This window comes from Microvirga sp. BF8 (genome assembly GCF_059888585.1).
Map to the genome: position 1 here is coordinate 4,181,089 of NZ_CM187619.1, position 14,962 is coordinate 4,196,050.

The 14,962-nt window shown below is 65.9% G+C and carries 10 protein-coding genes; 5 read left to right on the forward strand and 5 right to left on the reverse strand.

Features of this window, described 5'->3' with window-relative positions; genetic code table 11:
• Positions 1-7 precede the first annotated feature (7 nt).
• The gene (locus AC522E_RS19710; protein WP_500747925.1) at positions 8-1,507 is read right to left on the reverse strand and encodes an MDR family MFS transporter; all 1,500 of its coding nucleotides are present in this window, start codon (positions 1,505-1,507) and stop codon (positions 8-10) included.
• Positions 1,508-1,740: 233 nt separating this feature from the next.
• On the opposite strand from AC522E_RS19710, the gene AC522E_RS19715 reads away from it, so the two are divergent.
• The gene (locus AC522E_RS19715; protein ID WP_500747926.1) at positions 1,741-2,934 is read left to right on the forward strand and encodes a winged helix-turn-helix domain-containing protein; all 1,194 of its coding nucleotides are present in this window, start codon (positions 1,741-1,743) and stop codon (positions 2,932-2,934) included.
• A gap of 92 nt (positions 2,935-3,026) precedes the next feature.
• On the opposite strand, the gene AC522E_RS19720 is transcribed toward AC522E_RS19715, so the two are convergent.
• Positions 3,027-3,449, reverse strand: a complete 423-nt coding sequence (locus AC522E_RS19720; RefSeq protein WP_500750772.1) for an OsmC family protein — start codon at positions 3,447-3,449, stop codon at positions 3,027-3,029.
• Positions 3,450-3,598: 149 nt separating this feature from the next.
• On the opposite strand from AC522E_RS19720, the gene AC522E_RS19725 reads away from it, so the two are divergent.
• Positions 3,599-4,237 carry a DUF1345 domain-containing protein gene (locus AC522E_RS19725; protein ID WP_500747927.1) on the forward strand — a complete coding sequence of 213 codons (639 nt, stop codon included), beginning with the start codon at positions 3,599-3,601 and terminating at the stop codon, positions 4,235-4,237.
• 64 nt (positions 4,238-4,301) lie between these two features.
• Here AC522E_RS19725 and AC522E_RS19730 read toward each other — a convergent pair whose 3' ends face one another.
• Both AC522E_RS19730 and AC522E_RS19735 read right to left on the reverse strand, forming a co-directional pair.
• Positions 4,302-4,847: a regulatory protein RecX gene (locus AC522E_RS19730; protein ID WP_500747928.1), complete on the reverse strand. Its 546-nt coding sequence runs from the start codon at positions 4,845-4,847 to the stop codon at positions 4,302-4,304.
• Positions 4,844-5,581, reverse strand: coding sequence for a phosphatase PAP2 family protein (locus AC522E_RS19735; RefSeq protein ID WP_500747929.1), 738 nt, complete (start codon positions 5,579-5,581; stop codon positions 4,844-4,846). The genes AC522E_RS19730 and AC522E_RS19735 overlap by 4 nt, the downstream gene beginning before the upstream one ends.
• Before the next feature lie 353 nt (positions 5,582-5,934).
• Here AC522E_RS19735 and AC522E_RS19740 point away from each other — a divergent pair, with 353 nt between their 5' ends.
• On the forward strand, positions 5,935-7,029 hold the full coding sequence (locus tag AC522E_RS19740; RefSeq protein ID WP_500747930.1) for a UdgX family uracil-DNA binding protein: 1,095 nt from the start codon (positions 5,935-5,937) through the stop codon (positions 7,027-7,029).
• On the opposite strand, the gene AC522E_RS19745 is transcribed toward AC522E_RS19740, so the two are convergent.
• Positions 6,995-8,281 (reverse strand): cation:proton antiporter, encoded by a 1,287-nt coding sequence (locus tag AC522E_RS19745; RefSeq protein WP_500747931.1) that lies wholly within the window; start codon positions 8,279-8,281, stop codon positions 6,995-6,997. The genes AC522E_RS19740 and AC522E_RS19745 overlap by 35 nt on opposite strands.
• Positions 8,282-8,419: 138 nt before the next feature.
• Between AC522E_RS19745 and AC522E_RS19750 the strand changes: the two genes are divergently transcribed.
• Positions 8,420-10,552 carry a transglycosylase domain-containing protein gene (locus AC522E_RS19750; RefSeq protein ID WP_500750773.1) on the forward strand — a complete coding sequence of 711 codons (2,133 nt, stop codon included), beginning with the start codon at positions 8,420-8,422 and terminating at the stop codon, positions 10,550-10,552.
• A gap of 370 nt (positions 10,553-10,922) precedes the next feature.
• Complete coding sequence (locus AC522E_RS19755; RefSeq protein WP_500747932.1) at positions 10,923-14,912, forward strand: beta strand repeat-containing protein; 3,990 nt, start codon at positions 10,923-10,925, stop codon at positions 14,910-14,912.
• The last annotated feature ends 50 nt before the right edge of the window (positions 14,913-14,962 follow it).

Here is a 14,962-nt window from a genome sequence, read left to right on the forward strand (position 1 = left end):
CCTGAACTCAATCCGCGATGGCGGCCTCGGCCGCCTTGACCGCGCCGCTGCGCAGGGGTCGCTCCTCCATGGCGAGGAGGAAAGCCAGGGCGAGGCCGAAGCCGACCATGGCCGCCACGAAGACATACGCGAACACATGCGCCAGATCGATGCCGCTCCGGGCCGCCGCTCCGGCGAGGGATTCCACGTTCGCGGCTCCGCTCAGGCCGGTCCCGCTGAGCACGATGGCGCCGAAGATCGCGACGATGAAGGCGCCGCCGAGGGAGCGGAAGAAGTTGGCGGTTCCCGTCGCGGTGCCGAGCTGATGGACCGCGACCGCATTCTGGATGGCGACCGTCGAGACCGGAAGCAGCGTCCCGAGCCCGATGCTGATGACCGCGAGCACGACCTCGATGCCCCAGAACGAGAGCCTCTCGGCGAAGAAGGCGAGAATCGCCATCGCCGCGATCGCGACCGACAGGCCCGCCAGCGGCAGGCGCTTGTAGTGCCTCACCTTCGCCATCGACCGGCCCGACAGGGTCGCGCCGACCACCGTTCCGGCCATGAGAGGGATGAGCGCGAGGCCGGAGAAGCTGGCGGAGAACCCGCGCACGGCTTCGAAATAGACGGGCAGGTAGATGGTGAGGCCGATATAGGTGCCCATGCCGAAGCAGGCCGCGAGGGTGCCCATGCGCACCACCGGATTGTGCATCACGCCCGCCGGGATCAGCGGCTCCGGCGCCCACCGCATCCGGAGAGAGAACAGGACCCATAGCAGGGCCGACAGGGCAAAGAGGCCGAGAATCGGGAGTGAGCCCCAGGGATAGCGCAGGCCGCCCCAGCTGAGGGCCAGGAGCAGGGAGACCGTGGCGGCCACGAGCAGCACCGCGCCCAGGAGATCGAGCTGGTGCGGGCGGTCGTGCCGCGGCAGTTTCTTCAGGGTGTGGAAGGTGATGAGGAGCGCGATCAGCCCGAGCGGGAGGTTGATCCAGAAAATCACCGACCAGTGCAGATGCTCCGCGAAGAAGCCGCCGAGCACCGGCCCGACGAGGCTCGATGTCATGAACACGCTGGCAAAATAAACCTGATAGCGCCCGCGCTCCTTGGGCGGCACGAGATCGGCCACGATGGTCTGCGAGAGCGCGATCAGGCCGCCGCCGCCGAGTCCTTGCACCCCGCGCGCGAGGATGAGGACCAGCATGCTCGGCGCGAGCGCACAGGCGATGGAGCCCAGGATGAAGACGACGATGCCGATCAGCATGGTGATGCGCCGCCCGTGGCTGTCGCTGAACTTCCCGTAGAGCGGCGTGACGGCCGTGGCGGCGAGCAGGTATACGGTCACGACCCAGGGCAGATGCTCGAGATCGCCAAGCTCGCGGCCGATGGTCGGCAGGGCGGTGGCGATGATGGTCTGATCGAGCGCAGCCAGGAGCAGCGCCAGCATGATGCCGACGATGATCGTGCGGATCTCGGCCTGGCTGAGGGCCGGGGCCTGCGGCTGCCGGGATTGGGACGTTGGCTGATCCATGGGTTCCTTCGCATTGCGGGCGGCCCTTCTATGAGAGAAAGACCGGATTGTCCCGAAGTTCGGCGTGCAGGCCTGATATGCGTATAGACTGCGGACAGGATTTACGCACCGGCCCACTCCGAGGTTCCGGGCGCGCGCCAGGCTGCGATCCGCCGGGGATGAGGCCACGGACGGTCTTGCCCGGCGGGCAGGGATCGGGCTAGCTGGGCGAAAGTTCTGCAATTGTTCACACGATGGCACCCCGGACCCGCTTCTCCCTCGCCCAGGCGCGGCGCATCGCGCTCGCCGCCCAAGGTTTTTCCGAAGGACGCCCCGACGCGCCGACCTCCCGGCATGTCGCGCGCGTCCTCCAGCGTTCGAACCTGCTCCAGATCGATTCGGTCAACGTGCTGGTGCGCGCGCATTACATGCCGCTGTTCTCCCGGCTCGGCGCCTATGACCGGGAGTGGCTGGAAAAGGCCGCCTACCATCCCCGGAAGCGCAGCGCCTTCGAGTACTGGGGGCATGAGGCCTCCCTGATCCGTCTCGACCTGCACCCCCTGTTCCGGTGGCGCATGGCGCGGGCGGCACGCGGCGAGGGCATCTATGGCGGAATTGCCCGGTTCGGGCGCGAAAAGCGTGCCTTCATCGAGGCGGTGAAGCGTGAAATCGCCTCCCGCGGGCCCATCGGCGCCGGCGAATTGTCCATCGGCGGCAAGGGCCAGGGCTCCTGGTGGGGCTGGAGCGACGGCAAGCGGGCGCTGGAATGGCTGTTCTGGGCCGGAGAGGTCACGACCGCCACGCGGCGCGGATTCGAGCGCCTCTACGACCTGCCGGAACGGGTGTTGCCCGCGGCCGTCATCAATGCACCGACTCCGGCCGAGGAGGAAGCGCAGCGCGAATTGCTGCGCCTTTCGATCCGGGCGCTTGGCATCGCCAGCGAGCGCTGCCTGCGCGACTATTTCCGGCTCGAGGCGGCGGATGCGAAGCTGCGCATTCCCGAGCTGGTCGAGGCGGGCGATCTCGTGCCCGTGACCGTGGAGGGCTGGAACGGCCCGGTCTATCTCGACCCCGCCGCGCGTCTGCCGCGCAAGGTCGAGGCGAGGGCACTGGTCTCGCCCTTCGATCCCATCGTCTGGGAGCGCACGCGCACGGAGCGCCTGTTCGATTTCCGCTACAGGATCGAGATCTATACCCCAGCCGACAAGCGCGAATTCGGCTATTACTGCCTGCCTTTCCTCCTTGGCGACAGCATCGTCGCAAGGCTCGACCTGAAGGCCGACCGCGCCGCCGGACGCCTGATCGTCCACTCGATCCATCCGGAAACCTCGATGCACCCGGACGACATGGCCGCCCCGCTCGGAGCTGAGCTGCGACTGATGGCGGAGTGGCTCGCCCTGAAGGAGATCGCCGCGCCGAAGCAGTGGGCGCGGCGGCTGGGGGTGTGACGACGATTGCCGTCCTTGCCGGTCGCTCCGCCGCCTTTACCGGCCCGGTCCTTCGGACCATTCCGGAATGACGGCGGAGTTATCGGCCAGTCTCATGCCAGCGTGAAATCCATCGTGATCTCGGCGTTGAGCACCTTCGAAACGGGACAGTTCTTCTCTGCCTCGCGGGCCAGTGCCTCGAACTTGGCGCGGTCGATCCCCGGCACCGTCGCCTGGAGCGTCAGGGCGGATTTCGAGATCTTGAAGCCCTCGCCCTCCTTGTCGAGGGAGACGTTGGCTTCCGTGGCGAGTTCCGTCGGGGTGAAGCCGGCACCCTGGAGCTGGAACGCCAGCGCCATGGTGAAGCAGCCGGCATGGGCCGCAGCGATCAGTTCTTCCGGGTTCGTGCCTTTCTCGTTCTCGAACCGGGTCTTGAACGAATAGGGCGTGCTCGACAGGATGCCGGAATCCGTCGTGAGATGGCCGGTACCGTCCCGACCCGTGCCCTGCCATACGGCCCTCGCCTTGCGATTCATCATATTCTCCTTCGCCAGTTGCATGCACTGATCTAGGACGCTTTGCTGGATGCTCCAGCCCGGAACCCGCCATGATGGCGGAGCGTCCGTGCGCGACAGATCGGGAGCGATTCCGGAATGGCGGATGGCCGGCCGGATGGATGCCACACATGACCCGTTTTCAAGCGCGCTTTCACCCCCGCCTTCTCGGTGCCGTGCTGGCCGGTGTCCTCGTGTTCATGGTTCTCCCCGGGGACATCCAGCTGAATTCCCGCATCCTCGTCGGCTGGGACGCCGGTGTCCTGGTCTATCTCACCATCGCCGCCAGCCTGGCCTATCGCTCCACGATCAGCCAGATGCAGCGGCGCGCCCAGATCGAGGATGAAGGGGCCGCCGTCGCCCTCATCCTGACCCTTGTGGCCGCGGTGGCGAGCCTCGGAGCCATCGCCATCGAACTCCACGGCCTTCATGGCGATCCGCAAGGAACCTCGCTCCGGATCACGGTCGCCGGGATCACCATCCTCTGCTCCTGGTTCTTCGTGCACACGATTTTCGCGATCCATTACGCGCATGAATATTATGGCAACCGCGGAGAGCAGGGTGGACTGACCTTTCCACACAAGGGCAAGCCGGATTACTGGGATTTCCTCTATTTCTCGTTCAATCTCGGGGCCGCGGCGCAGACATCCGACGTCGTCATCGTCTCCAAGCGCATGCGTCGCCTCGCGCTCGGACACACCATCCTGTCGTTTCTCTTCAACACCACCGTCCTCGCCCTCGCGGTGAATGTGGGGGCGAGCTTGATCTAGAGCATCGCGCCCATCGGACCCGCTCCTGTTGCGGCGCGTGCGAGCCGCCATCCGGTCCGAGACTTTAGAAATCGGCCTCGTCGCGCTCACCGTCGACGATGCGCCGGGCGATGTCGAACGAGAAGCCGGCGCGGGCGAGGACGGCGAGGTCCTTGTCCCGGAACGGCGCGCGCTCGCCGGACCGATAGGGGCCGAGCCTGCGGCGGCGGGCGAGCGCGAGCGCGGCCTGCTCCTCCTCGCCGTCCTCGCCCTCCAACGCCGTGGCGATGGTGTCCCGATCGACGCCCTTCAACGACAGCTTCGCGCGGATGGCGCGGGCCGAGCCGCCACGCCGGCGCAGGGTCGCGACGCGGGCCTCCGCATAGCGCGTGTCGTCGACGAGGCCAGTGCGAAGGCTCTTCGCCACAACCTCGTCGATGGCCTCGTGGAACTCGCCCGGATCCTCGCCGCGCAGACGGCAGCGCTTCTCGACCTTGCGCCGGAGCACGCGGCGCAGATTCTCCGCCGAGGAGGCATAGCGCTCGAGATAGGCCATGGCCGCGCGCTGGAGATAGGCAGGCGTGACCTTGCGCGGCGGCTTGCGAACCGGTTTCGGGGAATCCTCGGTCATGCTGGGGCCGACGTCTCCCCGGGTTTCTCGACCCGGCCCCGGCGCTGCAATTGCAGTGCCACGAACCAGCAGAGCGACGCCCAGGCGGCGCCGACGGCCCAGCCGCCCAGCACATCGCTCGGCCAATGCACCCCGAGATAGATGCGGCTGAGGCCGACGAGCAGGGTCGTCACCACCGCGAGCCCCATCACGAAGGCCTTGATCCGCCGACGCTCCTGCACCCGGGACAGAAGTGCGCCGAGGGTCAGGTAGCTGACGGCGGACAGCATGGCGTGGCCGCTGGGAAAGCTCGCCGTATAGATCCGCGTGGCATGGGGCACGAGGTCCGGCCGGGGCCGCTCGAAGCCCAGTTTGAGGCCGGTCGACAGCAAGGCTCCGCCAATGACGGCAACAGCCACGAGCGCTGCGGCGCCGCGCTTGCCCGCCATGAGCAGATAGATCACGGCGGACGCCGTTACCATCGTCAGAATGGCGTATCCGCCGAGCCCCGTGATGTCCCGGGCCGATTCCTCCAGCCAGCCGGGACCAAGGGGATCGGCCAAGTCCTGCGGATTGCGGAGAGCGAGCAGGATGGCACTGTCGAAGGCATGGGTCTCGCCCTCGAACACCTCGCCCGCGAGAGCGATGAAGGCCCAGGCGAAGAGGCCGCACGCGGCGAGAGAGATCAGCGGCCCGATTTCGTTGAGACCGAAGCGGAGCCAGAGCCGGGTGGCGGGGGTCAAAAGAGGATGCATGGCCTCAAGATAAGGATGCTGTCCTGCTCTGGCGAGGGCACCCGGAGTTCGGCGTGTGGACCGCTTCGCTGCCATTCCGGAACGGCCCTCCGGCCCGGGGCTGATCCCAAGGGCCAGCAGAGCGGAACACCCGTAACCGCCGAGCGTGATGGAGAAAGCGCGGCGGTGACCGTGGCTTTCGTTCCAGGCTTCCTTCCGCGGTCCGGAACGACGCGGGCCGCTGCGACCTCACGTCCTGTCCGGAACTCTCGCCGCCAGGCCCGTCCTTTGCTAGAACAAAAAGCGAACGAAAAGCAACCCGCGCGCATCGACGAGGTTCCTGACCTGCCCTGCGAAAATGACGGAGGCGCTTCATGACACTCCATCGCATCGCCCTGAACGACGGCGCGGATTTCGACGGCTTCCGCCAGGCGGTGCGCCGCCTGATCGCCGAGGAGCTGGCGCCACAGCATGTGCTCTGGACCATCGCGGAGGAGCCGGACCTGTTCGGCAGCGAGAGCGAGGAGGAGGCTCCGCCGATCTCCCTGCCGCGCCCTGTCGGCGAGATGATCGGCCTCGTCGTCCATCACCACGATCCGCAACGCTATGCCCTGCTCTACCAGCTCATCTGGCGCGTCCTGAACGGAGAGCGCGAACTCCTGCACATCCCGGGCGACCCGCTCGTGCACCGGCTGAACGCGATGGCGCGGGAGACCCGGCGCAGCCTGTTCGGCGGCATGCCGGACAGGAGCCCGATCCAAACCATGCCTCAAAGCGTTGAGGAGATAATCGAGCAGGAGAGCATCATGACCACCAAACGCAAGCCTGAGCCCGAGGCGCAGTGGGACCATGAGCCGAAGAGCCTGAAGGAGCTGAACGCCGCCATTGCGGAGGCAGGGCCGCTGGTGCCGGGAGCGACCCAGGCCGTCTTCGGCGAGGGACCCGCCCACGCGGACATCGTCTTCGTCGGGGAGCAGCCGGGGGATCAGGAGGACATCCAGGGCCGTCCCTTCGTGGGGCCCGCCGGCAGGCTGTTCGACAAGGCCATGAAGGCGGCCGGGATCGACCGCGACAAGGTCTATCTCACGAATGCGGTGAAGCACTTCAAGTTCGAACAGCGCGGGCAACGGCGCATCCATTCCAAGCCGACCGCCGGAGAAGTGAGGCACTACCGCCCCTGGTTGATGAAGGAGCTCGAGCTGATCCGTCCCAAGCTCGTCGTGGCGCTCGGCGGCACCGCCCTGCTGGCGCTCACCGGCAAGCAGACGCCGATCTCGCGCTCGCGCGGGCGAGCGAAGTTCGACGGCATGAACGGCTATATCACCGTGCATCCGTCCTACCTGCTGCGCCTGCCCGATGAGGAGACCAAGCGGTCGGCCTATGACGCCTTCGTCAAGGATCTGGCCCATATCCGGGATCTGGCCAGGGCCGATCTCAGGACAGGCGAGCTTCCTCTCGCGGCGGAGTAGGAGGCGTTCGGTCCTTGCGGGCCCGGACGCGGCGACGGCGGTCGAGGCGTCTCATGGCGGGCGTCACGGTCACGCCGTGCAGGAGGATGGAGACGAGGATGACGAGGCCGATCGCGCTCCAGAGGAGATTGGGTTCCTCGAACCGGCCCTGCTGCAGCGCGTAGGCGAGATAGTAGATCGAGCCGATGCCGCGGATGCCGAAGAAGCTGATCGCGAGCTTCTCGTCGGCGGGCCGGTCGATGCCCAGCATTCCGATCCATCCGGTGAGAGGCCGCACCAGAAAGATCGCCAGGATGGTGAAGAGCACCGCCTGCCAGGTGAGCCCCGCGAACAGGCCGGCTCCCGTGATGGTGCCGCCGAACAGTACAAGCACCATCATCATGAGCAGGCGCTCCAGTTCCTCCGCGAAATCGTGCAGGCGCCGGTGATAGTCGTGCTCGTGCTCCGTGGCGCGGAGCGCCAGGGCGGCCACGAAGACGCCGAGGAAGCCATAGCCTTTCACCATCTCGCACAGGCCATACACGAGGCAGGTGATGCCGAGCGCCACGAAGCCCGCCCCGGTGCGCGACAGGCGGGCGCGATTCGGCAGGTGAAACGTCAGCCAGCCCAGGATCCGCCCGGCCAGATAGCCGATGCCGACCCCGGCCGCGATCTTCCAGACCACCGCATAGGCCAGCCATTCGGTGAAGGTTTCGATGCTGGCATCGCGCGCGAGGGAGATTGCCAGAAGCACGAACGGAAAGGCGAGACCGTCGTTCAGGCCTGCCTCGGAGGTGAGGGAGAAGCGCACCTCGTCCTCCTCGCCGCTGCCCGGCGGCCCGACCTGCACATCGCTGGCGAGCACTGGGTCTGTCGGGGCAAGGGAGGCTGCGAGAAGCAGGGCCGTCGCGGTGCCCAGGCCCAGCAGGCGCTCGCCGAGAAAGGCGAGGGCGCCCATGGTGAGCGGCATGGTGATGCCGAGGAGGCGCCAGGTCAGCCGCCAGCGCTTCCACCGGAACGGGCGATCGATCTTGAGCCCGGCACCGAGCAGGGCGATGATCACCACGAGCTCGCTCAGGCGCTCGACGATGTCGATCCGCTCGCCCGGATGGGGCATGATTCCAGGGGTCGTGGGAATGGCGAAGAGGGCTGCTCCGAGGCCGACGCAGAAAATCGGCAGCGTCAGGGGCAGTTCCTTCAGAACCATGGGCAGCCAGGCGGTGAGCAGGACCACCACCCCGAAGCCGGTCAGGACGACGATATATGGATCCATGAGAGACCGAACGTCCTGCAACCTCGGCAGTTCCGCTGGGAATTCCCGCTTAACTGCCCCTTAAACCGCCACAATTACAGTGCTCCAGAGCATGCGTGAAAGCCGGAAGATGCCGGCTGCATGAAAACGGGGTTAGACGTGGCGAACGGACGCGACCGGCGCGAGCCGTCCTTCGAAACGCCGACGGCCGAAGCGGGGGCGATGGATTTTCGCCTCTCGCCTGAGGATCGGGCAGGGGGCAGAATGGCACAGAAGCGGGCTTCCCAGGGAGGCGGCGGGGACCCGTCCGCGCGCCGCACGGCACGTCCGAGGAAAGCCAAACGCCGGCGGGGCGGCTCGTTCCTGCGCAGGCTCGCCTATGGCGGCATCGTCCTCTGCCTCTGGGGCATCATCGCCGTGGGCGCCATCGTCGCGTATTACGCCGCCCAGCTGCCGCCCATCGACCAGCTCACCGTGCCGAAGCGTCCGCCGAACATCGCCATCATGGCGAGCGACGGCTCGCTGCTGGCCAACCGGGGCGAGACCGGTGGCCGAACCGTCTCGCTGAAGGAACTCCCGCCCTACCTGCCAAAGGCCTTCGTTGCCATCGAGGACCGGCGCTTCTACGACCATTTCGGCGTCGATCCGATCGGCATCGCCCGGGCGCTGTTCCGCAACATCACCCATCGCGGCGTCGCCCAGGGCGGCTCGACCCTGACCCAGCAGCTCGCCAAGAACCTGTTCCTGACGCAGGAGCGCACGGCTTCGCGCAAGATCCAGGAGGCGATCCTTTCCCTTTGGCTGGAGCGCAACTACACCAAGGACCAGATTCTCGAGCTCTATCTCAACCGGGTCTATTTCGGTGCCGGCGCCTACGGCGTCGAGGCGGCCGCCCAGCGCTATTACGGCAAGTCAGCCCGCAACGTCTCGCTTTCCGAAGCGGCCGTGCTCGCGGGCCTCGTCCAGGCGCCGTCCCGGCTCGCTCCCAACCGCAATCCGGAAGCCGCACAGGCCCGCGCCGAGCTCGTGATCGCCGCCATGAACGATCTCGGCTTCATCACGCCGGGCATGACCAAGACGGCGCTGGGCGCGCCGGCGGAGCCGGTGCGGCAGAGGGGCGCCGGGTCGGTCAACTACGCCGCCGACTACGTGATGGACGTGCTCGACGACTTCGTCGGCACCGTCGAATCGGACATCGTGGTCTCGACCACCATCGATCCGGCGATGCAGGCGGCGGCCGAGCGCGCGCTCGTGGACGAGCTCAACGCCAAGGGTCAGAAATTCAACGTCAGCCAAGGTGCTTTCGTCGCCCTGCAACCGGACGGCGCCCTGAGGGCTCTCGTCGGCGGCCGCGATTACGAGGCGAGCCAGTTCAACCGCGCGACATCCGCACGGCGCCAGCCGGGCTCCGCCTTCAAGCCCTTCATCTATCTGACGGCGGTGGAGCAGGGCCGGACGCCCAACGACGTGCGCGACGATTCCCCCGTGAACTACAAGGGCTGGACGCCGGAGAACTACGACCGGAAGTTCCGCGGACCGGTCACCTTGCGGGATGCACTCGCCCTGTCCCTCAATACCATCGCCGTCAAGCTCAACCTGGAGGTCGGACCGAAGGCCGTAGTGCAGACGGCGCAGCGCCTGGGCATCTCCTCGCCGCTGCAGGCGAATCCCTCCCTGGCGCTCGGCACCTCCGAGGTCACGCCGCTCGAACTGGTCAGCTCCTTCGCGGCCTTCGCCAATGGTGGCACCGGCGTCATCCCCTACGTCATCAACCAGGTGAAGACGACGGACGGCAAGGTGGTCTACAAGCGCCCCGCGGGCGGCGGTCTCGGCCGGGTCGTGGATCCCGCCGCCGTCGCCATGATGAACGATATGATGCACAACACCTTCGTCATCGGCACGGCGAGGCGGGCGCAGATCCCCGGCTGGGTCATGGCGGGAAAGACCGGCACGACGAACGATTACAAGGATGCCTGGTTCGTAGGCTTCACGGGTTCGCTGGTGGCGGGCGTATGGCTCGGCAACGACGACGGCGCCCTCACGAAGCGCGTGACCGGCGGCAACCTGCCGACCGAGGTCTGGCACGACTTCATGAAGGTGGCGCTGAAGGACCAGAAGCCCGTCCCTCTGCCGGGCATGGACAGGTTCACCGACCCGAATGAAACGCCGGTGGCGAGCGCGGGCGAGAACCCTACCCTGGGTGTTCCTCGCGAGAGCGGCTGGATCCAGCCTCAACCAGCCCGTCACAGCTCGCGCGAGAAGAATTTCCTCGAGAAGCTGTTCGGGCTCTGAGCCGGGATCGGGGCGCACAGCCTCGATCTCCTTCCCGGGAGCCGGTTCCATCGCGGGATCATCTTTTCCCTGTGACATCGCGCATGCCCGAGCGACGAACCGGGCCCCGGGCGGGAAGCGCTTCCGACTCGATTCTCGTCCGTGAACAATGCCGCGGATGTTGCCGTTACAGATTGCAGGCTCGGCTGCGAGACTCAGCAGAGGTTGAGCAAGCTTTCATTATTGCAATGATAGCGCTGCATTTTTGTCGTGTCCGTCCTCTCCGTCCAAGGAGCTGACCTCACGGACGGTTTAGATATGATCCATCGTTGCGAAAACCGGACTGCCTCTTGGCGAACCGGGCGGTGCCTTCGAACGAGAGGAACGGGTCATGACGACATCCATCCGCAAGCCTGGCCAGAGCCACATCGAACTTCCCGTTCCTCCCAAGGTTCTGGATGCGATGGACCTCGACAAGGCAGTCCGGCCTCTGATCGGGCTGGACAGCCTTGTCATGGCAGACCCTGCACCCACGCGCACCGCGACCCCGGGCGAGGATCCCTTCCACGTCCCCGGCACCGCGCCGCGGGCGGGCCTTCCGGTGCCCGCCTCCGCGACCGACAGGGAGGTTTCCTTGGCCGAAATCACGACTGCCGAGATGAGTGCGGCCACCGCGCCTGCTCCGGCGGCCGCCTCCGTCATCCACGGTGATGCGGACGGCAACGAGCTCGGCGATCCGGACGGCGCGACCCCGCTCACGATCTATGGCGGCGACGGATACGATACCCTCTGGGGCGGCACGGATGCGGATGATCTCCACGGCGATCTCGACAACGACTCGCTCATCGGCGGCGGCGGCGCCGACACCCTCGACGGCGGAGACGACTACGACACCGTCTCCTATTTGCAGGAAACCGGTGGAGCGGGCATCGTCGCCAATGTGGGCGATGCCGCCTGGACGTATGGCGGCATTACCTACCAGGCGCATACGGGAACCGACACCTGGGGGACTCTCGATACCTATATCGACATCGAGTCCATGGTTGGCTCGATGCAGGGGGACGTCATCCATGCCGGCAACTCAGCGCTCGCCTGGTACATCGACGGCGGTGCGGGCGACGACACGCTGACGGGCGGCGGCAACGACGACACGCTGTTCGGCGGCGATGGCAACGATACCCTCGTCAACGGCACCGTGGTCTATTTCGGCTCGGAAGCCATCAGTGCCAACCTTGCGACCGGCAGGGCCACGGGCCAGGGCGAGGACATCCTGACCAACGTCACCAAACTCATCGGCAGCGACGGCAACGACACGATTTACGGCGGTAGATCCGCCTCGACCATCGACGGCAGCCTCGGAAACGACGTCCTGTATGCGGGCGCGTCGACCACGATTCTGGCCACGATGGGCAGCGACACCGTGCATGGCGGCATGGCCACTCAGGCCAGCACGAACCGCATCTCCGGAAGCGCCTCGACGACGCTCACCTATGAGGATCTGGGCACGACCTTTGCCATCAAGGCCGATCTCGGCAGCAACTGGGTCGACGAATACAGCGGCGGAGTGCGGCTCGCGAGCGATACGCTCTTCTCCCCGGGAATCAGATCGTTCATCGGATCGAACGGGAACGACACGATCCTCGGCAGCTCGCATGGCAGTACCCTCGTCGGCGGCGGCGGCAACGACTACATCAACGCCGGCGGCGGCAGCGACTCGCTGGTCGGCGGCGACGGCAACGATACCCTCGAAGGCAGCTATGGCTATGTCGATACGCTCGTCGGCGGCCTGGGCGACGATTATTATATGATCGGCGTCGACACCATGGACGTGCTTGTCGATGCCAGCGGCAACGACACCATCGAGGTCATGCGTTCCAGCTACACGCTTGGGGCCGGCTTCGAGAATCTGGTCAACAAGGAAACGAGCGGAGCGACCCTGACGGGCAACGGCAGCGACAACAAGCTGACCAGCAGTTACGGGAACGACACTCTCGACGGCGCCGGCGGCAATGACACGATGGCCGGCGGCGACGGCGACGACACCTACTATATCCGCGATCTCGGCGACGTCGCCATCGAGCTCAACACCAAGTACAGCGGCAATGACACGGTCATCATCTCCGTCCGGAATTACGATGGTACCAAGCTCGCCAATATCGAGAACATCCGATTCGTCGGTGAAGGCAGCATCCTCGGAAGCAATACCGCCCCTGAGATCGGCGGAATCTCCTCTCCCGTGAATCTGGGCGTCGACGACGACAAAGTCGTCAACCCCTTCTCGTCGATCACCATCACGGATACCGACAGCGCCATGGTGACCGCAATCGTCACCATGGACCACAACTACGGAGCGCTGACGAATCTCGGCATCGGCTCCTATGATGCCCAGCTGTGGCGCTACACGGTCACCGGGACGGCAGAGCAGGTTCAGAATGCTCTGCGGAACCTCGTCTACGATCCGACCGATCGCCCGCTCGATGCAGTCGGCAGTTCACAGACCACTCACTTCACCGTCAGCGTGACGGATGCGGAGGGCGCGGGGGCGACGCCGAATTCCAACGTCTCCGTGACGGCGACGACGATCAATCGCGCTCCGACTCTTGCCGTCGTGCATCAGACCTTCTCGATGGCCGATACGGAGAACACCGATTTGGTGGCCCCGTTCTCGGGTGTCGCGTTCAATGATCAGAACGCCGGCGATATCCTGACTGTCAGAGTCACGCTCGATGCCGCGAGCAAAGGCGCTCTCATTCCGACGAATGGCGGCACCTACGATGCGGAAACCGGCGTCTTCACCATCATCGGGTCGGCCCAGCAGGCGATGGCGGCGATCATGGCCCTTCGGTTCAATCCCACGGATCGCCCGACGGCGCCGGGCGGAGACATCGAGACCACCACGTTCTCGATCAGCGTGACCGATGCGAGCGGCGGAACAGTGTCGCAGGATACCATCGCGACCGTCCATTCGGTCGCCACCGGATTTGTCAATCACGCGCCGACGGCGCCGGTCCTCACAGGGAACAGCACCACCGACAAGGCAAGCGCCGGGCAACTCGTCGGGACGTTGTCGGCCACGGACCAGGACGGCGACCCGCTCGCCATCACCTTCGATTCGGCCCAGCCTTATTCCTCGGGCCTGATCAGCGCCGACGGCCGCTTCAAGATCGTCAACGGCACCATCGTGGTCAACAATCCGCTCCACATCCAGGTCGACGGCAATCAGTCCTTCACCTACACGGTGACGGCCACCGATGGCCACGGCGGCACGACCTCGGGCAGCATCACGATCGATGTGGCAGACGCGAACCGTGCCCCTTCGGCGCCGGTACTCCTCGGCAACGGCACGATTTCCGAAGCTGTTGCGGCTCGCACGGTGGTCGGGACGCTGTCCTCGACAGATGCGGACAACGATCCCCTGAACTACACGTTCACCAATGCGATGGCCGGCACCAACGGGCAGGTCAGCGCCGACGGACGGTTCGAGATCGTCAACGGTACGATCCAGGTCAGAGACCCGGCCCTGATCCAGGTGAACCAGGACACCACGTTCACATATGGTGTCTATGCTTCCGACGGGTACAGCGCGAAGGTTCCGGGAACCGTGTCGATCACCGTCACGAACGTGAACAAGGCCCCGGTCGATCTCACCCTGTCCAACACCATGGTTCGGGAGCACGCGGCCGTCGGACAGACGATCGCCATCGTCAATGCCAACGATCCGGACCAGAACGGCCTGACCTACACCCTGCTCGACGATGGCGGCGGCCGGGTCGAACTCGTGAACAACGAGCTCCGCGTCAAGAACAACGCCAAGATCGACTACGAGCAGCTGACCTCCTTCAAGGTCACGGTCGCCGCCAATGACGGCACGGCGACGATCAGCAAGACGTTCACGCTCGCGATCACCGACGTCAATCCGGAGAACGTCACGGGCACCGCGGCCGCCGATCTGATCCGGGCCGGCAGCGGCAACGATACGCTCTCCGGCGGGGCCGGGAACGATACCCTGAGCGGCGGCGCAGGCAGCGACTGCCTGGCCGGAGGCCTGGGATCCGACGTGTTCCTGTTCGATACGGCCCCGACCCCGACAGCGGCCGACCTGATCCAGGACTTCAGCATTGCGAACAACGACCATATCTACCTGTCCCGGACCGCTTTCGCCGGGTTCGGCCCGACCGATATCGGCAAGCTGAAAACGACCGCCTTCGCCCTCGGCACGGTGGCGAAGGATCTGGACGACCGCATCATCTACGATCAGACATCGGGCAAGATCTTCTACGATGCCGACGGAACGGGAGCCGCCGCTCAGACCCTCATCGCCACGCTCACCAATTCGGGCACCAAGCCGGCATTGACCAACGCCGCCTTCTATATTCTCTGACGACGCGTCCGGGGCGGCTCTTCGAGCCGTTCGCCCGGTCCTCGTCGCAT